This is a genomic window from Sphingobium sp. TomTYG74 (assembly GCF_055393875.1).
This window is the reverse complement of the sequence record NZ_AP027341.1, coordinates 1,598,875-1,616,080: the sequence shown is the minus strand read 5'-3', so window position 1 is coordinate 1,616,080 and position 17,206 is coordinate 1,598,875. Positions and strand designations below refer to the sequence as shown.

Sequence of the window (17,206 nt, the reverse complement as noted above, 5' to 3'; positions counted from 1 at the left end):
ATATGACTCCCGCCCAAGTCAAAGCGAAGATCTGGATGAGCGCCGCCAAGGGGGCCGTGCTGCCCATCGCGACGCTGATGGTCGTGCTGTTCATGATGGTGCCGGTGCCTGCGTTCATGCTGGACGTTGGTTTCATCACCAATATCATGATTTCGCTGGCCGTGCTGATGGTGGCGCTGAATGCCGCCAAGCCGTTGGACTTTTCTAGCTTTCCCACGGTGCTGCTGTTCGCGACCCTGTTGCGCCTTGCGCTCAACGTCGCATCGACCCGCGTCGTGCTGGTGCAGGGCCATGAGGGGTCGGACGCTGCGGGCCATGTCATTGAAGCGTTCGGCCACTTCCTGATCGGCGGCGACTATGTCGTCGGCATCTTCGTGTTCGCGATCCTGATGATCATCAACCTGGTCGTCATCACCAAGGGCGCGGGCCGCGTGTCGGAAGTCAGCGCGCGCTTCACGCTGGACGCCTTGCCGGGCAAGCAGATGGCGATCGACGCGGACTTGAACGCTGGCCTGCTGACACCTGAAGAAGCCAAGGTCCGCCGCCGCGAAGTGGCGACGGAAGCCGACTTCTACGGATCGATGGACGGTGCGTCGAAGTTCGTGAAGGGTGACGCGGTTGCGGGCATCCTGATCCTCGCCATCAATATCGTCGGCGGCATCATATTGGGCGTGGTCAGCCATGGCCTGTCGATGGGCGAAGCTGCCCAGACCTATATCGTCCTTGCCATCGGTGACGCGCTGGTGGCGCAGGTTCCCGCGCTTTTGCTCTCCATCGCCGCCGCCGCCATCGTGACCCGCGTTGGCAGCGAGCAGGAGCTTTCGGACCAGATCACCGGCCAGTTCGGATCGAGCAAGGCCTGGGCGCCGGTTGCCGCGATCCTGACTTTCCTCGGCATACTGCCCGGCATGCCGCATATGATCATCCTGCCCGCGGCAGCGATTGCGGGCTATATCGCCTGGCACCTGCGCAAGACTGCCAAGGCAAAGGCGGCTGAGCCCGCACCGATGCCCGAGCCCGCCAACCCGGCGCTGATCGAGTGGAACGATGTGTCCGACGGCGCGATCCTGGGGCTGGAGATCGGCTACGGCCTCATTTCGCTGGTCGATGAACGCAAGGGTGCGCCGCTGATGGCCCGCATCACCGGCATCCGCCGCCAGTTGTCCAAGGAGCTGGGCTTCGTCGTGCCGATGGTGCGCGTGAAGGACAATCTGGCGCTGGAGCCCAATCAGTACCGCATCACCATCGCTGGCGTCGTCGTTGGCGAGGACGAGATTTTCCCCGACGATCTGCTGGCGCTCGACAGCGGCGCGCTGGAAGGCGTGGTGTCCGGGCGTGAGACGAAGGACCCGACCTTCGGTCTGGACGCGGTGTGGATTTCTGCCGCCAAGCGCAGCGAAGCCGTGGTCTGCGGCTATACGGTCGTCGATCCGCCGACGGTGGTCGCTACGCATCTCAACCAGCTGATCGCCATGAACGCTAGCGAGATGTTCGGCCTGGACGAAGCGCGCAAGCTGCTCGACAACCTGAAGGACGCCGCGCCGCAGCTGGTCGATGGCCTGACGCCCGGCACGCTCAGCCTGACGCAGATTTCGGCGCTCTGCCGTGCGCTGCTGTCCGAAGGCATCGCGCTCAAGGACTTCCGCCGCATCTGCGAGGCGATGGTCGATGCCGCACGGCCCGACATGAGCCATGAGCAGCTCGTCGAAGCCGTCCGCCAGCGCATTGGCGCGCTCATCATTCAGGGCCTCGTGCCGGTGAAGATGCAGCTCCCCGTCATCACGCTCGACGGCGATCTTGAGGCACTGCTCGCCCAGGCGATGCGTGTCGCGGGCGATGCCAAGCATCCGATCGAACCCGCGCTTGCCAACCGTATCATCGAAGCGGTGGTGCAGGCAGCGCGGCCGATCATGGGGCAGGCACGCAACTTTGCGATCGTCACGTCGCCGGTGGCGCGCCGCGCGCTGGCCCGCCTGTTCAAGCCGCATTTGCCCGAAACGCCGGTGCTGTCCTTCCTGGAAATTCCCGATGGCAAGGGTGTGGAGGTCGTCGCCGTCGTCGGCGGTGAACAGCGGCCCGCACCCCGTCACGATCCGCTTCCCACTCGCGAACGCGTCGCCTGAGGATAACTGACCCATGTTCATGAATAAGGTCATCGCCGGTTCCGACGCCAATACCTACGGCCGGTCGAACAACAGCCCCGAACAGCTCGCCCGACGCTATATGCCGCTGGTGCGCAAGATCGCCTGGCATGTGCATGGCCGCGTATCGAGCGCGGTGGAGGTCGAGGATCTGCTGCAGATCGGCATGGTCGCGCTGGTGGAAGCCGCCAACAGTTTTGAAGACCGGGGGTTGGGTTTTGCCTCCTATGCGCAGATGCGTGTGCGCGGGGCGATGATCGATCATCTGCGGCGCGGCGCGACGATCGCTCGGTCGGCGATGGCGAACCGCAAGCAGCTTGCCGCCGTGCGCAATCGCTTGGAGCAGCAACTCCGCCGCGCGCCGTTGGAAGCCGAAATGGCGGGCGCCATGGGCATGGAGGCGGCGGCCTATCGCGAACTCGCCGACAGTTGCGAGATGGTTCAGCACACCAGCATGGACGAGGTCTATTCCGACCAGTCCATGTGGTTCGCCGATGTCGAGGACAGGGCGGATGATGTGATGGAGCGGGAGTCGCTCAAGGCCGCGCTCGCCAACTGCATCGGCGAACTGCCACAGCGTGAAGCTATGGTGCTGCAACTCTATTTTGTCGAGGAACTGAACCTGGAGGAAATCGGTCAGGCGCTCGACATTGGCGCGGCCCGCGTGTGCCAGATCAAGAAAGCCGCGCTCGACAAGCTGCGTGAAAAGCTGCGCGAGTGGGACTAGGTCGTAAACTCATAAAATGGCTTGAGGATTGGCCATTTGCATGATTCAAGAGCCTCCAGATTTGGAGGGTTTGATGGCACGGCGGCGGTATGAACTGACAGATCGGGAATGGGCGATTATCGAGCCCTTGCTTCCCAACAAGTCGCGCGGCGTGGCCCGGGTGGATGACCGTCGAGTTATCAACGGGATCATGTGGCGCTTTCGCTCGGGAGCGACGTGGGCCGAAGTGCCCGAGCGCTATGGGCCTTCGACAACCTGCTACAATCGGTTCGTCCGCTGGCGCAAAGCCGGGGTGTGGGACCGGCTGCTGGCAGCGGTTTCTGCCGGATATAATGGCGAACTGGTGATGATCGATTCCACCTGCATGCGCGTCCACCAGAATGGTGCGACGGGCAAAAAGGGGGAGGCTGCGATCGTGGCATGGGACGTTCCCGGGGCGGCCTTACCAGCAAACTCCATGCTCTTGTCGATGCTGACGGACGCCCTGTCAGCCTGAGACTGACAGGCGGGCAGGTCCACGACGCCTGTGAAGCCGAGGCGCTGATCGAGGCCATCCCCGAAGGCGCAACCCTGCTGGGCGACAAGGGATATGACAGCAATGCCATCCGTGAGGCCGCTGCCGCCAGGAACGTTTGGGCCAACATTCCCAATCGATCCAACCGCACGCAACGCTTCGCTTTCTCGCCATGGCTCTACAAACAGCGAAACCTCGTCGAGCGCTTCTTCAATCGCATCAAACAGTACCGCGGCATCGCGACCCGCTACGACAAAGACCCGGCCAACTTCCTCGCCGCCATCAAGCTCATCTGCGTTCGCCTCTGGTGCAACGCGTAATGAGTCTACGCGCTAGCATAGTTGTCATCCCAGCGACGCTGGCATCTCGTGAGGCTATGTCGCTTGCTCCGCCCGAGATGCCAGCTTCCGGTGGCATGACGGTTTTGACTAACGATCGTTCACCGCCGCGTGCTGAAGCGGAGCCGTCCCTCGCACCTGCTCGGGATAATGAGGCGGGCGATAGCTTTTTGCCCGCCACCATGGCTCAGCCACCTGGAATAGTCCGCTCCGTTCTGCCTTGTGTCCCAGATCCTTGCGGGCGGTGAGCGCGGCTAGAAACGGGGCACACACCAAGCCAGCGACTACCGGTATGATCCATCCGACGGACGTACCGCCCCTGATTGCCAACACGGTCAGCAAGCCGCCCAGCATGATATGATATTTGAATAGCCAGATGGCGCTGGCGATCGACATGCCGTCGCGGTCGCGGATTTGGCCGCTCCAGCTGCTTTTCCGGCCCATCAATATGCTCAGCAGGTTGATCGTCTGGGTCAACATGCTGACGGGCGCCATCAGGATCGAAAGCGCGATGTCGGCGATGACTCCCCGGCTCATGCGGGCCGCTCCGCCAAAGCCGATGCGGCGGGCGGGGTCGGCCATTGCCCATCCCATCGCCAACAGCTTTGGACCAAATAGCAGCACCGCCGTCAGCGCCAGAAGGCTGCCCGATGGCAGGATGGCGCTAGGTGGCCATACGCCAGCCAGCGCACCGCCCAGCACCACCAGCATGAGCGCCAGCCAGAGCGGTGACGTGCAATAAGCCGATGCGCCGACCAGCAGCTGGAAGCGGCTGACCAGATGCAATCCCCTGATCCGGGGGATGAGCGGCACATGCTGTATATTGCCCTGGCACCAGCGCCGGTCGCGGGTCGCGAGGTCGGGCAGGGAAGGGGGAAACTCCTCGAAACTGTCGTCCGCCATGACCATGTGGACATCCCAGCCGCGTCGGCGCAGCAGCGCGGCCTCGATCATGTCATGGCTCATGATATGGCCGCCAAAGGGCGCGCGTCCCGGCAGTTCGGGAAGGCCGCAGCTTTGCGCGAACGCCTTGGTTCGGAGGATCGCATTATGCCCCCAGAACATGCCTTCGGACCCTGCCCACCAGATCATGCCCGCAGCAGAAATGGGGCCGAACAAGCGGCTGGCGAACTGTTGCCAGCGTGCAAAGAAGGTGGTCGCGCCGACGAGCGTCGGCACTGTCTGGATCAGGCCAACATGCGGGTGCCGTTCCATGTCGAGCGCGAGCCGGGCCATGGTCTGGCCGCTCATGACGCTGTCCGCGTCCAGCACGATCATATAGTCGTAGCCGCCGCCAAAACGCTGCACCCATTCGGCGATATTGCCCGGCTTGCGACCGATATTGAGCGCGCGTCGGCGATAATGGACGGGGCGCGAGAAGCCCTTGCGCATCTCCAAATAAGCCTGACGCTCAATCTCGCCATTGGCGGAGTTGGAATCGCTCAGGATGAAAAATTCGAAGCGTTCATGGCCCATGACCTGCGCCAGCGAGCGTTCCATGAATGAGAGGCGGCCCATGACGCCCAGGAAATCCTCATTACAGACGGGTAGAAGCACGGCCGTGCGGCCCCGGATCGGGGTAGCGAACAGTGCGCGATGGGGCTGCGCGCCGGGACCCTTGCCCATCGTCAGCGTCAGAAAGCCGATCAAGCTGGTCGCGAAGCCAAAGGCGATCCAGGCGAAAAGTGGAATGAAGAGGGCGAGATAGACGCCCTCCCACAGGGAAATGCCGTCCAGACCGATGGACCGGCGCATATCATGAGCCGCCATGGACGCCGGAAGCAAAGCCAGCAGCACGACCAGCATACGCCGCGCCCATTGGTCGATATTCAGCGGTCGATGAGGGAAGTCACGCGGATGCTCCCGGAAATCCTGTTCCGGCATGGCGAGGGGCATTTCGGCGGGCACATGCTCGAACCCGCGCGTGGCGGCCTGTGCCGCTTCGCCGCTGTTCTGCCCGCTACTGATTGCCATTTTGTGTTTCCGTTCTGTAATCGTAACGGGCGCAACAACGCGCCCGGTTCCCGCCGGTTTCGTCAAGCGCCGAGCGGATAATGCACATATTCACTGAGCGCGGCATTGCCTGAGCGAAGCTGGACACGGATATCGGCCGCTTTGCCGCCATCCCGCCGTAGATCGAGCGCGACCCGGAAAAGGCAGGGCTGATGAAGGACGGGATAGCCGCCTTTCCTGACCAATGCAGCGCCCGCCGTATCGACCCAGATGTCCGGCCGGGCATCCTGCGCAACGCCGGAAAAGTCGAGGATAAGGCGGTCCACGCCCGCTTCACCCGCCTGGCCCGTCCAGACATTGCTGAGCATCGCCGTCCCTTTTGCCGGTCCTCCGGCAGAAGACCAGTCCAGCTGATAGCTCGCGGTGATCCTGCCGCCCGCGCGCACCGCCGTCGCTGGGGTCCAATAGGCGCAGACATTATCGACATATTCGCTGGTCGTGGGAAATTCGTAGAGCCGCACCTGGCCCGCGCCGAATGGCTTGCGCGGAGAGGCCCAGAGCGAAGGCCGGCGTTCGTAAAATACGCCGTCATCCTGATAATGGTCGAAATTGCGGTCCCGCTGCATCAGGCCAAAACCACCGGGATTGCGTTCGGCAAAGGCATCGACGCGCGGGGCGGACGGATTGATGAGTGGACGCGCATGAATTGTGCCATCGGCGCTGCTGATCGCGAGCAGGTCGGAATCATGGATTTCCGGCCGCCAGTCAGTGCGCGACGCGCGGCTTGCCTGATCATACCAGAACATGCTGGTCATCGGCATCAGCCCCAGTTCCGCAATCGCGCGGCGGGGGAACAGCGCGGTGTCCACATCCTGCTGCACGCCCTGTGGGGTCAGTTCGCTTACGAAGCGATAGGCCCCGGTGATGGAGGCGCCGTCGAGCAGGGCATAGATGGTGATGCTGCTACGGCCGGTGCGCTCCAGCCAGAAATGGGTGAAGCGGGGGAACTCCTCCTTGCCCTGTATGCTGGTGTTGATTGCGATCGCACGAGCGGACAGGCCGAACTGTTTGGTCGCGCCTGGCGACCGGAAATAGCTGGCCCCAAGGAAGGACAGCCAGTCGCCGTTGCGCGCAGCATTCATGATGCGAAACCCGGCATAGCCTGCGTCCGGCCCCAGCTGTTGCACCGCATTGTCGGCGGGGGCGTCGAACATCGTCGGATCATAACGCAGGGGCACTGCATGGCCGTTTTCGACCAGCGCGATTTCAACCGGCTGTTCAGCCGAGGCGCTGAGCGGGAAGAGTTGCACCCCGGTATCGCCGGGCAGATTGCCCCATATCGTCCGGTCTTCCTTGAAGCGCGCCTTGTAGAGGGCGTCATAGTCGACCTTGTGGGCGCCGGGATGATGAGGCGTTTCCCTGTAGGGCTGTCGCGCGAGCCGCTGGGCGCGGGCAATCACCATTTCCCATGAAAAGCGCTCGCGAGCCTGGGCCAGGGCCGATCCGGGCAGGAGAAGGGTGGCGCCTGAGGCGGCGATCATCGCGCGCCGGTCGATCTTCATCATGGCCGTAATGATGGGCGCATGACCGCACATTGCAAGCCTTGGCGCTCCAAAATGCGGTGAAGCCTCCGCCCGGGGGGACGAAGGCTTCGATATGCTGGCCGTTCGATCGAAGGTTGGTTGCCCGGCGTGGTGGGGACGTTGGTGTGCCGGGTTCCCGTGACTGACTGTAAGGTGACCAATACCCCAGCCTGTCAATTCATTGGCTGAACCGGATTACTGGATCAGCTTCAGGACGTTCTGCTGGCTCTGGTTCGCCTGGGCGAGCATCGCCGTCGAAGCCTGGTTCAGGATCTGCGACTTGGCGAGGGCGGTCGTTTCGGCCGAGAAGTCGGCGTCTTCGATGCGGCTGCGGGCGTCGCTGAGGTTCGTGATGTTGTTGGTCAGGCTGTTGACCGTCGATTCCAGCTGGTTCTGCGCTGCACCAAGCGAAGCGCGGGTCGTTGCTACTGCCTTCAGCGCGGTGTCCGCGGCGGTCAGCGTCGCGGCGGCCAGCGCCGAGGTCGTGACATCGGAGGTGGTCAGGTCAGCCAGGGCACCGAAAGCAATGTTCACGACGTCACCGGCGTTCGCGCCAGCTTGGATATCGATGTCGCCGGCTTGGGCGGTGTAGGTGGTCGCCGGAGCTGCGTCGCTGTTGAAGATGCGGACACCGTTGAATTCCGTGGTGGCGAGGACGCTCGTGATCTGCGTCTTCAGCGCGGTTGCTTCAGCGTTCAGGTTGGTGCGGTCGGTCGCCGAGTAGGTTTCCGACTTCGACTGGACGGCCAGTTCGCGGATACGCTGCAGCATGTTGGTGACTTCGCCCAGCGCGCCTTCAGCGGTCTGCGCAAGGCTGATGCCGTCGTTGGCGTTGCGGATGCCCTGGGTCATGCCCTTGATCTGCGAGGTCATCTGCGAGCTGATCGCCAGGCCCGCTGCGTCGTCCTTGGCGCTGTTGATGCGCTTGCCGCTCGACAGGCGCTCCATGGCGGTGCTCAGCGACTTGCCTGCGAGAGCCGAAGCGTTGGCGGCGCGCATTGCAGAAGAGTTGGTTCCGATAACAGTCATGATATTCCCTTTCCTTGTCCTATCAGGTCGCTGCCATCAGGATGCTTGCGGCCTCGAAAGGGGATAACGGCGGCGCGAAAAAAGCTTTTAGGGCTGAGCGTGATTTTTTTGAGAAAAGTTCAAAATGCCAGGAAATCCGGGGCTTCTACGCGCGCGCACCTATTAGAAGCCGGACTGGAGCGGCGGCAAAGCGGAAGAAAATTGCCGCCCGGCGACATGGTAATTGCCGCATTAACCAGATGATAACCATGCGAAGGGCAATTGTCGGAGTATCGAAGGGGGGTTGGAATGTGCGGGGGCACAATCCGGCCAAATGATTGGGGACTTTCATGGCATCGTTAGACGTCAGCCGAGGAGTCTGCGCCCTCGTTCCGGGGTTGCAGCACTGGTTGGAAAATGCCTTTTACATGGTACGCATCGTCGATGCGCAGGCGCCGCGCGAACGTGACGATCGCCGTGTGCTGCTGGCTACCGAGATTGGCCATGCCACCCATCGCGACATTCTGATCAACCTGATCGACGGCGCGCCTTCGCTGGTGCCTGCCGCCAACGGCCTGCCCGCCCGAGTGGCATTCGGTCTTGAGGATATGGCCTTCGCCTTTGCCCTGATCGCTGAGCTGGCCCGCCCCGCGAGCGTCCCGGCAGTAGGCGATGCCGCCAGCACACGCCTGATGACGCTGGCAGGCCGCGTGGCGCGCAGCGACGCGACCGTCCTGATCCAGGGCGACACCGGCACGGGCAAGGAAGGCATGGCGCGCTTCCTTCATGCCCAGTCGGGCCGCATTTCCCACGACTTCATCGCCGTCAACTGCGCCGCGCTTCCCGAAACCATGATGGAAGCGATGCTGTTCGGTCATAAGAAGGGCAGCTTTACCGGCGCGGCAAACGCTTCGGACGGCTTGTTCCTGGCGGCTGACGGCGGAACGCTGTTCCTTGACGAAATCGCCGAACTGCCGCTGCCGCTTCAGGCCAAGCTGCTCCGCGCGTTGCAGGAAGGCGAAGTCCTTCCCGTCGGCGCGACCCATCCGGTGCCGGTCAATGTCCGCATCATCGCCGCCTGCAACCGCGACCTCGCCGCCGAAGTCGCCGCCGGGCGCTTCCGCGAGGACCTTTACTGGCGCCTCAACGTCATGCCGCTGGAACTGCGTCCGCTGGCCGAGCGTGCTGGCGACGTGACCGCGATCGCCGCCGCCATGCTGCTGCGTCATCAGGATTTCGTCTGGCCGACTGCCGCCGCGCTGGAAAAGCTGGCTGCCCATGTCTGGCCGGGCAATGCCCGTGAGCTGGGTAACGTGCTTCAGCGGGCTATCGTGCTGCGCGATGGGGAGCGGATCGATGCCGAAGACCTGCACATCGTCGGCGCGCCGCAGCTGCGTGTCGTGGGCGCGCCTGCCCCGGTCGAGCCGGTTCGCCTGCGCGACGTCGCTCACCAGTCGAAACTGGAGGCGGTCCGCGCCGCGCTGCGCGAGACGGACGGCCACCGCGCCGCCGCTGCCGCCAAGCTCGGCATTTCAGAACGCACCCTGCGCTATCGGCTTGCCGAGATGCGCGAACTTGCAGCGGCTTGAGGGAGGTAGGGCATGACCAGCATTTCCCCGACTGACAGCGTGATGGCGATCCGCAACGCCATCCTCCAGAAGAACGCGGCTCTCCGCGACGTTGCCCAGACCGGCACGGTCGGCGGCGGCGTGGGTGTAGGCGGGGCCGAGGGCACCAAGCCCGGTGGCTTCACCGAAGCGCTCAACTCCGCATTGCAGCAGGTCAACGGCCTGCAAAGCCAGGCAGGCGAGGCGGCTTCCGCCTTCGAACGCGGCGAAACCACCGATATCGCCGCCGTCATGCTCGCCAAGCAGCAGGCGTCGGTTAGCTTCGAAGCGACCCTTCAGGTCCGCAACAAACTCCTGTCCGCCTACAAGGACATCATGAGCATGCCGGTATAATCCATGAGCGAGAACGCACTCACCCTCGATGGCGGCGCCGCCGCTCTCCCCGCCACCAGCTCCGCCGGTTTCGGTGGCGCGAAGGGCGCCGATGCGCTGAAGGCGCGCTTCACCGGCTTCATCAGGCAGCCCGCAGTGGCGAAGAGCCTGCCGCTGCTCGGCCTGCTAGGCGTCGTCGCCACGGCTGGCGCTGCCTGGCTTGCGCTCCGCGAACCGCCGCAGCGCGACCTGTTCCGCAGCCTGCCCGATGCCGACAAGTCGGCGGTTGCGCAGGTTCTGGACCAGAGCGGCCTCGCCTATGACTTCGACAAGTCGGGCGCGATGACCGTGTCCGAGGATGATTATTTCAAGGCGAAGATGATGCTCGCCGCGCAGGGGCTGCCCAAGAGCGCGCCTGACGGCAACAGCATGATCGACAGCCTGCCAATGGGCGCCAGCCGCGCGGTTGAGGGCGAAAAGCTCCGTTCCGCCCGCGAAATGGACCTTGCCCGCACGATCGAGGCGATCGACAGCGTCGAGAGCGCCAAGGTCCACCTCGCCGTTGAACCGCCCAGCGTTTTCCTGCGGGATCGCGCCAAGCCTTCGGCATCGATCATGCTCCGTTTGGCTTCGGGCCGTACGTTGACCGATGCGCAGGTGAGCGCGATCGTCCACCTCGTCGCCTCGTCGGTGCCGGAACTCAGCCCCGACCAGATTTCGCTGGTGGACCAGAATGGCCGCCTGCTCAGCAACAATGACGGCAACGCCGCCGATGATCGCCAACTCGCCGTGCAGGGCAAGATCGAGGATCGCTATCGCCAGTCGGTGATCGCGCTGCTGACCCCGATCCTGGGCGAGGGCAAATTCTCGACTGAGGTGCGCGCCGAACTCAATTTCGCCGAACGTCAGGCGACCCGCGAAAGCTTCCCGCAGGATGAGGCGCGCCTTCGCACCGAGCAGGGGACATGGGCATCCGATCCGCGCGGTCAGGGTGCAGGCGGCGAGGCAAGCGGTGTTCCGGGCGCGCTGAGCAATCAGGCGCCGGTCAACCCGACCGTCACGCAGACTAATCCCAACGGCCAGGCCGTCAGCCAGGGCACGCAGGCCAATCAGCCCGCGACCCCCGCCAACGCGCCGATGAAGACCGAGGAAACCTTCAACCGGAGCTTCGAGCTGGGCCGTGAAGTGTCCGTCACCAAGGATGCCGTCGGCACCGTCAAGCGCCTGTCGGTCGCCGTCGCGCTCGACAATGGCGCGGACGGCAAGCCCCGCTCGGCGCAGGAAATCGCTGCTCTGGAAGCGTTGGTGAAGGGCGCGGTCGGTTTCGATCAGGCTCGCGGCGATGTGGTGGCCCTGTCCTCGCGCAGTTTCGTGAAGGCCGAAGAAGTGGTGGCCCCCTGGTATGAGGCCGATTGGGTCTCGCCGCTGGTGCGCAACCTGTCGGCTCTCGCCGTCGCGCTGCTCGTCATCTTTGGCATCGGCCGCCCGTTGCTGAAGCGCCGCGCCGCCGCACAGGAAGCCGCCGCCAGCAACACGGCCGCTCAGGGTCAGAAGATCGGCCGCGAAATATCCACCGAGATTGGTCGTCAGGCATCGATCGCTCCGGATGGCAGCAAGGCCGTTACGTTGGATATGATCTCGTCCACCTATGACTATGCGCAGCGCGCCGACCTCATTCGCAATTTCGTGAAGCAGGACCCGGATCGCGCCGCGCTTGTCGTCCGCGACCTCCTGAAGGAAGGGAAGAAGGACAATGGCTGAAGCCATGGAAGCTGCCGCGATCAAAGGTAGCGCCGCCGCTGCCGTCCTCCTGATGCTGTTCGACGAGGACGAGGCCGCGCAGATCCTCTCCCGTCTGGAGCCCGACGAAGTCCGCCAGCTCGGTTACGCGATGTACGACGTCGCCGACGTTCAGGTCGAGGAAGTCAACGAAGCGCTCGACCATTTCGTGACCAAGGCAAAGAAGCGCACCACCATCGGCTATGGCGCGACCCGCCATATCCGGGGCGCGATGACCAAGGCCCTGGGCGAGGAGCGCGCCGAAACCATCCTGGCGCGCATCACGCCGCCGACTCGTTCCACCCAGCTGGAAATGCTGAAGTGGATGGACGCCAAGGAAGTCGCGGCGCTGATCGAGGCGGAGCATCCGCAGATCATGGCAATCGTTCTTGCCCATCTGGAAGCGCCGGTCGCCGCCGATGTGCTTCAACTGCTGCCTGCCGAATATCAGGAAGAGATCGTCTATCGCATCGCTACGCTGGGTCCGGTGTCCAACGAAGCGCTTGATGATCTGGAGCAGCTGCTGCTGCGCGGTTCGACCTCCAAGAAGCAGGGCGCGGCATCGCAGCGCGGCGGGACGATCGAAGCCGCCGCGATCATGAACAATGTCCGCAAGGACAATGAACAGCGGATCATGAAGGCCGTCGCCAAGCGCGACAAGATGATCGCCCAGACCATCGAAGAAGAGATGTTCGTGTTCGATAACCTGATCGACATGGATGACAAGAATATGGGCACGCTGATGCGCACCATCGACAGCTCCGTGCTGGTCGTGGCGCTGAAGGGCGCGAACGAGATGCTGAAGGGCAAGATCTTCGGCGCCATGTCCGCCCGTGCGGCGCAGGCCATCGCCGACGAGATCGAGGAACGCGGCCCCATTCGCCTTGCCGAGGTGATGGAGGCGCAAAAGCTGATCATCGCCACCGCGCGCCGCATGGCCGATGCGGGCACCATCATGCTGGGCGGCAAGGGGAACGACTTTGTTTAAGGTCTGGGATGCGGGCAGCAGCCTGGATGTCGCCAGCATTCCGCTGGGCGGCATGGGCCAAGTGAAGAGCGGAAGCTTTCGCAGCCTTTATGCCGACGGGGCGGCGTCGCCCGGCATGACGATGCACAACGCCATGCCCGCGATGACCGACGAAGACCTGCTGGAGCAGGCGCGGATGGAAGCCTTCACCCTGGGCTTCGATGAAGGATGCCGGGTGGTCGGGGACGCCGCCGCAGCCGATGCCGAAGCGCGCGCACGTTTGGCCGAAGCGCTGGAACTGCTGACGCCCGCGCCCAGTGGCATGCTGTCCACCATGTTGTCCGCTGCCGTCGTTCGCCTGGTCGAGCAGATCGTGGGCGAGGTGGAGATCGACATCGAACGGCTGGTTCAGCGTTGTGACACTGTCGCCGCCTTCATCGAGGAAAATGAGGACAAGAGCGCCCTGCATCTGCATCCCGACGATGCAGCGATGCTGGAAGGGGAAGCCATCGGCCTCAAGATGGTCGGCGACCCTGCCATGCATCGTGGCTGTGTACGTCTCGAAACGGCTGACGGCTGGGTCGAGGATGGCCCGGACGTGCGCCTGTCGCGCCTGCGCGCGCTGATGGACGACATGGAAGGCCGTTCATGAAGGGGATTTGGGCATGATCAAGGCCTCGCTTGCCCAGGCGGAAAGCCTGTTCGACCATCTTCAGGTTCAGAACCGTGCACCTCGCCATGTCGGCCGTCTGGTAAGCCACGACGCGGGCATGCTGGAGGTCACAGGCTTCCGCAAGCCGATCGGCGCGGGCGCGCGGGTGATCGCATCGGACGGGACGGTCTGCCGGGCCGAAGTCATCGGCTTTCGCGGCGACAAGACGCTGCTCGTGCCGCTCGACAATGATGTGCCGCTGGAAAATGGTGCGCGCGTCGAACCGGACAGCCAGGCGAATATGGTGCAGGTGGGCGAGGGGCTGATCGGCCGCGTCATCGACGCCATGGGCCAGCCGCTGGACCGCAAGGGGCCGATCATCGCGGGCGGCAGCTGGCCGCTCAACGGCGTGAAGGGCAACGTCCTTGACCGTGGCCGCGTCACCGAGCCATTCGATCTAGGCGTACGCGCCGTCAACGCGCTGCTCACCGCCGGGCGCGGCCAGCGTATCGCCATCATCGCAGGCTCTGGCGTCGGCAAATCGGTGCTGATGGGCCAGATGATCGCCGGGGCCGAAGCCGACATCGTCGTCGTGGGCCTGATTGGGGAACGTGGCCGCGAAGTCAGCGACTTCCTTGAAACAAAACTCAAAAATTCGATGCACAAAAGCATCGTGGTAGCCGTTCCGGCCGATCATCCCCCGGTGCTGCGCCTGCGCGCCGCCGCCCGCGCTACCGCCATCGCCGAATATTTCCGCGCACGCGGCAAGAAAGTGCTGCTGCTGATCGATAGCCTCACCCGCTGCGCCCATGCCCAGCGCGAGATCGGGCTGGCGCTTGGTGAGCCGCCCGCGATGAAGGGCTATCCGCCCTCGGCCCTTGCGCTGATCCCCCGGTTGGTGGAACGCGCTGGCGTCGATGCCCGCACCGGCGGCTCCATCACCGCGCTTTACACCGTGTTGGCAGACGGTGACGATACCGACGATCCAATCGTGGACGCTGCCCGCGCCATCGTGGACGGGCATTTCGTTCTCTCGCGCCACTTGTCGGAACAGGCGATCTTCCCCGCCATCGACATCGGCAAATCCCTCTCGCGCGTCATGGCCGATGTGGTGCCGGACGAGCATCGCATGGCCGCCGCCTCCTACCGCCGCCTCTGGGCCGCCTATGAGGAAAATCGCGACCTCATCCTGATGGGCGCTTATCGTCCCGGTAATGACCCGGTGATCGATGAAGCCGTGCAGCGCCGTCAGGAAATCCTCGACTTCATCCGGCAGGATCAGAAGAGCCGGATCGACCTCGACACCAGCGCTGGCGCCCTGATCGCTGAGTTTGGCGCGTGAAGGGTCCGCTCAAAACCCGCCAGCGCGTGCTGCGCGTCCGCCATGTGCAACATGCCCTGGCCGTGGCTGAAACCGCCCGCGCCCGCGACGAAGCAGACGGCATCGAACGTAATGCCGACAGGCTGCGCAAGGTGCGGAGCGATCTTTTTTCCGACCCCGGCATGGCAACTGGCGCGAATTTTGCAGCTATGCAGGAACTTGCTGGCCGATTGGAGCAGGCTGGCCGTCAGCTGGATGGAGCGCTCTACGATGCGCGCCGCAAGGTTGAGGCGAAGGAAGGCCTCACCCTTGTGGCCAATCGGGACCGCGAAATCGCCGCAAAGCTCAAGGATCGCGCCCGCGCGGACCTGGAGGAATGGCGGGAGAATAAGCTGGCGGCCTTGCCGCGCTACCGCCGGATGCAGCGGACAGGAGATGTATGAGATGAACATGCTTTCCAGCCTGAAGGCACTGCTCTTTTCCTCGGCCTCGCCGGGCGTGGCTGCGTCGCAGCCTGCCGCGCCGGGTGAGACGGCGGATTTCGCCGCGCTGTTCAACGGCACCATGGCGGAAGAGACTGGCGTTTCTCCAGCCCTGCCGGAAATTGACGGGCAGGGTGCCGCTGCCGCCCTGCCAGAGATTCCCGGTGTCGAGGGGCAGGATGCTGCCACCACCACCCCGGTTCTTACTATCAACATCGATGAGCCAGACGCCACGCCTGCGCATGGTCATGTGCCGCACGGGCTTGCCATAGCGGCTGCCGCTGGCAAGGATTTGCCGTCATCATTGCCGCCCGGCCGAGCGCTGGGTCTCATCAAGCAGGCTGCTGATGCGCCAGTCGATGAGCAGGCGCCGGTCGAGCCTGCCGGACTCCCCGCGCAGGCTGAGGCAGGCTTGCCGAACGACGCGCCCATTCAGCCTGAAGCCGCATTGCCGGAACAACCGGAACAAGTGGCCGAACCCCTTCACTTGCCCAAGCTGCGCCCGGACATCCGTAAGGACGACGCTGCGCCGGAAGAGATCAGTCCGATGGTACAGGATGCTCCTCCGGCCCCCACAAAATCTTCGCGCAAGGAAAAGGCGAAGACTGAGCTGCCGCAGCAGGATGCCGTGACTGTGGCGCCAGTGCCGCAACCCGTCGCGGCGGCTGCGGATGTTCCGCCGGTTGCTTCCGTGCCAGCGGCACCAGAACAGGTGTCAGCAGACCACCCGCAAGCCACCGCCGCTATGTCAAACATGACCGGGATGACGGGGGTGATGCCGCCGCCGCCGGGTCAATCGCCCGCGCAGCCCAAGGCGGATATGTCCGCTCCTGAAAAGCGGGCCGCGCGCAGTGAGGGCAAGATTCCGGCAGCGGTTCCCGATGCACCTCTTCCGACTGCCGGAAACGAAAGCCCTGCGCCCGAACTCACCTCGCCAGCAGCGCCAGTCCTCAATGGCAAGCCAGTGAAGGCAGAAGCAATCGCCCTGCTGCAAATCGTGCGGGAACAGGTGGCCGCGCGCCAGACCGGCGCGCCGGTACGGGTTGGCAAACAGGTTTCGGCCGCCGCTCATGCGAAAGCCGATGCGTCGGCTCGTCCTGCCGACACGGCGTTCGATCCCTCCATCCTTCCGCCGCCCTCTGACACGGTTCCGGCCGCTCCTGCCGCCGCCGCGCCACAGGGCACCACGCCGTCCTTGCCAATCGCGTCGCCATCGCCTGATCTGTCCGCCAGCCTTGGCGCTCAGGTCGTCGACATGGGTGTATCAGGCCAGTGGATCGACGGGCTGGCCCGCGACATCGCCGGGTTGTCCGCCAATGGCGCGCAGGGCCGTTTCCAGATCGATACGCACCATCTTGGCGCCGTGCAGGTGGACATCCGCCATGATACGGATGGCGCCGCTGTCAGCCTGACCGTCGCCAGCGAGGCGGCGGAAATGGCCTTGCGCCAGGACAGCGACCGGCTGAAGCGGGACGCAGGGCTGGCCGCCGTGCGCATCGCCGAAGTGAAGGTCGAACGCGCGCCCGCTATCGCCGAAGCGCATCGTGCCGAAACGGCTAATCAGTCCTCGTCTCAGCAGCAGCAACAGTCGCAGCAGGGCTCTCAAACGTCCGCCTGGGCGCAGAATGGCGGCCAGAATATGGGCCAGCCCCAAGGTCAGCAAAATCGCTGGCAGGGGCGCGAAAATAACGGCTTTGGCCCTAAAGGCTCCGGCGATCCTGCCGTTCTTAACCATGCAGACGCGCAGCCTGCCGCCCATGACAGGGCGCGCGCGCGGTACGCATAGGATTTAAGGATATTC

The 17,206-nt window shown here is 64.1% G+C and carries 14 protein-coding genes; 11 read left to right on the top strand and 3 right to left on the bottom strand.

What is annotated here, in order from left to right; all coding sequences use genetic code 11:
- Window positions 1-2 precede the first annotated feature (2 nt).
- The 3 genes from flhA to ACZ5TB_RS08180 all read left to right on the top strand — a co-directional run bounded on the left by flhA (window position 3) and on the right by ACZ5TB_RS08180 (window position 3,702).
- Entirely contained in the window at window positions 3-2,123 is a 2,121-nt protein-coding gene (gene flhA, locus ACZ5TB_RS08190) for a flagellar biosynthesis protein FlhA (RefSeq protein ID WP_464790842.1), read from the top strand.
- A gap of 13 nt (window positions 2,124-2,136) precedes the next feature.
- Window positions 2,137-2,868, top strand: a complete 732-nt coding sequence (locus ACZ5TB_RS08185) for a sigma-70 family RNA polymerase sigma factor (RefSeq protein ID WP_464778003.1) — start codon at window positions 2,137-2,139, stop codon at window positions 2,866-2,868.
- Between the two features lie 73 nt (window positions 2,869-2,941).
- Window positions 2,942-3,702, top strand: a protein-coding gene (locus tag ACZ5TB_RS08180; RefSeq protein WP_464778755.1) for an IS5 family transposase whose coding sequence is annotated in 2 segments (ribosomal slippage) — window positions 2,942-3,278 and window positions 3,278-3,702 — 762 coding nt in all. Because the reading frame shifts where the segments join, the coding sequence is not laid out codon by codon here.
- Window positions 3,703-3,810: 108 nt separating this feature from the next.
- On the opposite strand, the gene mdoH is transcribed toward ACZ5TB_RS08180, so the two are convergent.
- The 3 genes from mdoH to ACZ5TB_RS08165 form a co-directional block, all read right to left on the bottom strand.
- Window positions 3,811-5,694: a glucans biosynthesis glucosyltransferase MdoH gene (gene mdoH / locus ACZ5TB_RS08175; RefSeq protein WP_464790841.1), complete on the bottom strand. Its 1,884-nt coding sequence runs from the start codon at window positions 5,692-5,694 to the stop codon at window positions 3,811-3,813.
- A gap of 62 nt (window positions 5,695-5,756) precedes the next feature.
- Window positions 5,757-7,238, bottom strand: coding sequence for an OpgD/OpgG family glucan biosynthesis protein (locus tag ACZ5TB_RS08170; protein ID WP_464790840.1), 1,482 nt, complete (start codon window positions 7,236-7,238; stop codon window positions 5,757-5,759).
- Window positions 7,239-7,451: 213 nt separating this feature from the next.
- The gene (locus ACZ5TB_RS08165; RefSeq protein ID WP_464779997.1) at window positions 7,452-8,285 is read right to left on the bottom strand and encodes a flagellin N-terminal helical domain-containing protein; all 834 of its coding nucleotides are present in this window, start codon (window positions 8,283-8,285) and stop codon (window positions 7,452-7,454) included.
- A gap of 329 nt (window positions 8,286-8,614) precedes the next feature.
- On the opposite strand from ACZ5TB_RS08165, the gene ACZ5TB_RS08160 reads away from it, so the two are divergent.
- From ACZ5TB_RS08160 to ACZ5TB_RS08125, 8 genes are read left to right on the top strand one after another with little or no spacing between them, the layout of a single operon-like run.
- Entirely contained in the window at window positions 8,615-9,853 is a 1,239-nt protein-coding gene (locus tag ACZ5TB_RS08160) for a sigma-54 interaction domain-containing protein (RefSeq protein WP_464790839.1), read from the top strand.
- A gap of 12 nt (window positions 9,854-9,865) precedes the next feature.
- Entirely contained in the window at window positions 9,866-10,225 is a 360-nt protein-coding gene (gene fliE, locus ACZ5TB_RS08155) for a flagellar hook-basal body complex protein FliE (RefSeq protein ID WP_196224322.1), read from the top strand.
- A 3-nt stretch (window positions 10,226-10,228) separates the two neighbouring features.
- Window positions 10,229-11,965 (top strand): flagellar basal-body MS-ring/collar protein FliF, encoded by a 1,737-nt coding sequence (gene fliF / locus ACZ5TB_RS08150; RefSeq protein ID WP_464790838.1) that lies wholly within the window; start codon window positions 10,229-10,231, stop codon window positions 11,963-11,965.
- On the top strand, window positions 11,958-12,971 hold the full coding sequence (gene fliG, locus ACZ5TB_RS08145; protein ID WP_464790837.1) for a flagellar motor switch protein FliG: 1,014 nt from the start codon (window positions 11,958-11,960) through the stop codon (window positions 12,969-12,971). The genes fliF and fliG overlap by 8 nt, the downstream gene beginning before the upstream one ends.
- A gap of 52 nt (window positions 12,972-13,023) precedes the next feature.
- Complete coding sequence (locus tag ACZ5TB_RS08140) at window positions 13,024-13,602, top strand: FliH/SctL family protein (RefSeq protein WP_464792514.1); 579 nt, start codon at window positions 13,024-13,026, stop codon at window positions 13,600-13,602.
- A 13-nt stretch (window positions 13,603-13,615) separates the two neighbouring features.
- Window positions 13,616-14,944: a FliI/YscN family ATPase gene (locus ACZ5TB_RS08135; RefSeq protein WP_460986476.1), complete on the top strand. Its 1,329-nt coding sequence runs from the start codon at window positions 13,616-13,618 to the stop codon at window positions 14,942-14,944.
- Window positions 14,941-15,366: a hypothetical protein gene (locus ACZ5TB_RS08130; protein WP_464790836.1), complete on the top strand. Its 426-nt coding sequence runs from the start codon at window positions 14,941-14,943 to the stop codon at window positions 15,364-15,366. The genes ACZ5TB_RS08135 and ACZ5TB_RS08130 overlap by 4 nt, the downstream gene beginning before the upstream one ends.
- Before the next feature lies 1 nt (window position 15,367).
- Entirely contained in the window at window positions 15,368-17,191 is a 1,824-nt protein-coding gene (locus ACZ5TB_RS08125; protein WP_464790835.1) for a flagellar hook-length control protein FliK, read from the top strand.
- Window positions 17,192-17,206: the final 15 nt, after the last annotated feature.